Origin of the sequence: Mesorhizobium sp. M2A.F.Ca.ET.039.01.1.1 (assembly GCF_003998035.1) — a bacterium.
Lineage (GTDB): Bacteria > Pseudomonadota > Alphaproteobacteria > Rhizobiales > Rhizobiaceae > Mesorhizobium.
In genome coordinates, this window is the sequence record NZ_RZRY01000725.1 from 1 (window position 1) to 2,997 (window position 2,997).

3 protein-coding genes are annotated in these 2,997 nt (G+C 64.6%); all 3 read right to left on the minus strand.

The window, feature by feature from the left end:
- The coding region (locus EOA24_RS32580) for a PLP-dependent transferase (RefSeq protein WP_127410507.1) at window positions 1-1,182 on the minus strand (1,182 nt) is incomplete at its 3' end.
- The gene (locus EOA24_RS32585; RefSeq protein WP_126079826.1) at window positions 1,179-1,910 is read right to left on the minus strand and encodes a FadR/GntR family transcriptional regulator; all 732 of its coding nucleotides are present in this window, start codon (window positions 1,908-1,910) and stop codon (window positions 1,179-1,181) included. The genes EOA24_RS32585 and EOA24_RS32580, both read right to left, overlap by 4 nt.
- Before the next feature lie 120 nt (window positions 1,911-2,030).
- Window positions 2,031-2,738 (minus strand): DJ-1/PfpI family protein, encoded by a 708-nt coding sequence (locus tag EOA24_RS32590; RefSeq protein ID WP_127255901.1) that lies wholly within the window; start codon window positions 2,736-2,738, stop codon window positions 2,031-2,033.
- Window positions 2,739-2,997: the final 259 nt, after the last annotated feature.

Below are 2,997 nucleotides of genomic sequence, written 5' to 3' on the forward strand. Positions count from 1 at the left end.
GGCCTGGGCAATGTCGGCCCAGAGGTCTTCGACATTTTCCAATCCGACATTGAAGCGGATGGTTCGGGGGCTGACGCCGAAGCGCGCCATCGAATTGATGCCCGGCGTCTGCTCGAGCGAGGCCTTTGCCGGCACGACCAGGCTTTCATGGCCGCCCCAGCTGACGCCGATGCGGAAATATTTCAGCGCATCAACGAAGGCCGGGATGTCGACATCCTCGGTGACCTCGAAGGAGAACAGGCCGGCATAGCCGGCTAAGGTCTTCTTGCCGGGATGGTTGGAATAGGCGGGGTGGTTGACGCGCTCGACCTTGCCATGCGCCTTCAGCCGCTCGGCGAGGGTGAGCCCGCTCTTCATGTGATGCGGAAGGCGAAGCGGCAGCGTGCGCAGGCCGCGCAGCAAGAGCCAGCCTTCGAAGGGCGACAGCTTGCCGCCAAGCTGCGAATAGGTCTGCTCGTTGATGTGCTTGATGTGGGCGGCCGAGCCCGCCACCACGCCGGCGACGGTGTCGCTGTGGCCGCTCAGATATTTCGAGGCCGAATGCAGCACCAGGTCGACGCCATGAGAGATCGGCTTCTGGAAGACGGGCGTCGCCCAGGAATTGTCTATCGTAGTGACAATGCCCTGCTCCTTCGCCAGCCGCGTCAGATGCTCGAGATCCTGCAGCTCGAACATCATCGAGGTCGGGCTTTCGAGATAGAGCAGCTTGGCGCCGGGAAGCGCGGCCGCAACCGCGTCGGGATCCGAGCCGTCGACATAGTCGACCTTGATGTTCAAACGCGGAAACAGGCGTTCGAACAGCCGGTAGGCATCGCCATAGCAGTTGCGCACGGCGACCATGCGCTCTCCGGCGCCGACGAAGGCGAGCACCGTGGCGCTGATGGCCGCCATGCCGCTGGAGAAACCGCGCGCGGCTTCGGCACCTTCGAGCGCCGCGACACGCGCCTCGAACTCCATCACCGTCGGATTGTCGCCGCGCGAATAGATCGGCTGCTTTCTTCTGCCAGCAAAAGTGTCGGCCATGTCTGCGTAGCTGGCGAAGGTGAAGAGCGAGGTCTGGTAGATCGGCGGCACCACCGCGCCGCCGGGGAACGGATCATCATGCGCAAGCAGCGTCGCCGCCTCGCCGAGATAGTCGCTGGCCAGGGAGGCCGGGTCGAAAGTGTTGGGCTGCTCGTTCATCTGCGGTCCGAAAGTTTGAGGTTGGCGGCGCCGCGCTTCAGATCGTCCTCGACGGTGGCGATGAGCTTCAGCGCCTCGGCGCGGGCGCCCTCAGGGTCATGCGCGGCGATGCGCTCGAAAATGGTGCGGTGATAGGGAAAGCTGGCATGGCCGAAATCGCGCACCCCGAGCGGATGTTCCCAGAAGCGGTGGAACATCTCGTACATGGCGGCGATGATCTGCTCGAACAGCGGATTGCCGGAGGCACGGAAGACCGCCTGGTGGAACTCCCAATCCTCGTCCGAGGACATGCCGGCGCGAGTCTGGAACGCCTCCTCCATGAGGTCGAGCTTGCGCTCGATCTCGGCGAGCTCGGCCTTGCCGGCACGAATGGCGCAAAGGGCGGCCGCCTCCGCCTCCAGTGCGCGGCGGATCTCCAGCGTCGCCATCAGGCCGGCGAAATCATTGCCGCCGGCGAGCGTCAGCGGCATGTGCAGCATGTCGGGCGAGACGGCGGCCTTGAGATAGGTGCCCGAGCCCTGCCGCCGTTCGACAAGGCCCAGCCCTTCCCAGCGCGTCAGCGCCTCGCGCACCGTGTTGCGGCTCACCTTGAGGCGTTCGGCGAGGATGCGCTCGGTCGGCAGTTTTTCACCCGGGCCCAGAGCCTCCTGCCGCACGAACCCCGCCAACGCCTTCAGCACCGCGTCATCGCGGGCCGTCGTCTGGATCGGGGGCAAAAGATCGGTCAAGCCGGCTGCGCCTAAAGTGGTTCAATGGTCCAACCAATTTCTGCACAGACCGAAAGATGAGTCAACGGTCGAAATTACGCCGGGCCGACGACGCGGATTTCGCCATTCGGCCCTGAGGTATTAGGCGCGGATCCGCGCAGACGCGGCAGCCGCGCGCTCCCGGCGCCAACGAGCGAACATCTCCTCGCGGACCAGCCTCGAACCCGAAAGCCGCGCTTTCGCCTCCGCCAGGACAGCCGGTGAGGCCTCGGCCGGCGTGCCGGAGCGGAAGGGTGGTACCGGCGCGTATTCGAGCGAGAGCTGCACGATCTCGGCTTCGGCTTGGCCAAGCAACCTTGCGACCAGTGCCAGGCCGAAATCGATGCCTGAGGTGACGCCGCCGGCGGTGATCAGCTTGCCGTCCTCGACGACCCGCGCATCGACCGGGATCGCGCCGAATTCTTCCAGGAAATCATGCGCATACCAGTGCGTGGTGGCGCGTTTGCCCCTGAGCAGCCCGGCTGCGCCAAGCACCAGGGCGCCGCTGCATACCGAGGTGATGTAGCGCGCCTCAGCCGCGCGCTCCCAGACGAAATCCAGAACCGCCTTGTCCTCGAGCAGCGCGTTGACGCCGCCGCCACCTGGAATGCACAGCACGTCGAGCGGCGGACAATCGTCGAAGGTAGCCGTCGGCGTAAGCGAAAGACGCGTCGAGGACGTCACCGGATTGCGATCCTTCCAGATCAGTTCCACCTCGGCGCCCTTGACGGTCGCCATGACCTCATAAGGCCCGGTGAGGTCGAGTTGCTGGACGTTGGGGAAGACGATAATGCCGAAACGAAGGCTCATGGAAATCTCCACAGTTTGACTTGGGGCAGGTTGACTTCGGGCAATCTACGGCATCATGCTTTGGCCCGATCGCCAATCATCCCTCGTTTCAGGCCAAAGCCATGCGCCGCATCGAAATCCTCGCCTATCCCGACATCCAGCTCCTCGATGTCAGCGGATCGCTTCAGGTTTTCGCCAGCGCCAACGACTTCAGGACGCAGGCCGGCGAAGCGCCGGCCTATGACGTCGTCGTCGTCGCCGCTTCGTCGCGGATCAGGAC